Source organism: Streptomyces sp. SID13726 (assembly GCF_010548375.1).
Taxonomy (GTDB): domain Bacteria; phylum Actinomycetota; class Actinomycetes; order Streptomycetales; family Streptomycetaceae; genus Streptomyces.
On record NZ_JAAGLY010000669.1, the window covers coordinates 1 to 408 of the forward strand.

1 protein-coding gene is annotated in these 408 nt (G+C 76.2%); it reads right to left on the bottom strand.

Annotated features, from left to right (window positions below):
* Positions 1 to 234: 234 nt before the first annotated feature.
* Positions 235 to 408: LuxR C-terminal-related transcriptional regulator (locus G3I78_RS49690; RefSeq protein ID WP_164437261.1), on the bottom strand; the 174-nt coding region annotated here is incomplete at its 5' end.

Genomic DNA, 408 nt, shown 5'->3' on the forward strand with positions numbered 1-408 from the left:
AGGGGGAAGACGAACCACCAGGGTCCGGGTCCCCAGCCGGCGTGCGTCACGGACGCGACGGCCTGCGTGGGGACCACGGCCCCGGTGAGTGCGGTGAGCATGACGACCTCCGGTGTCGGTGCGCCCCGCCGGGCGGCGGGTGCGGCCGCGATCCGGCCGCGCCTCCAGGCTTCCCCGGGGCCGACGCCGCGTCGTCCCCCGTGCGTGCCGACCTCGCTCGTACCGTGGTGCCGGTCAGCCCGCCCAGCCCGGGCGCACGAGCCCGGACTCGTAGGCCGCGACGACGAGCTGCGCGCGGTCGCGCGCGCCCACCTTGGCCATGACGCGCGACACGTGCGTCTTCACCGTCGACTCCGACAGGTAGAGCGTGCCCGCGATCTCGTCGTTCGAGAGCCGGCCCGCGCCCTC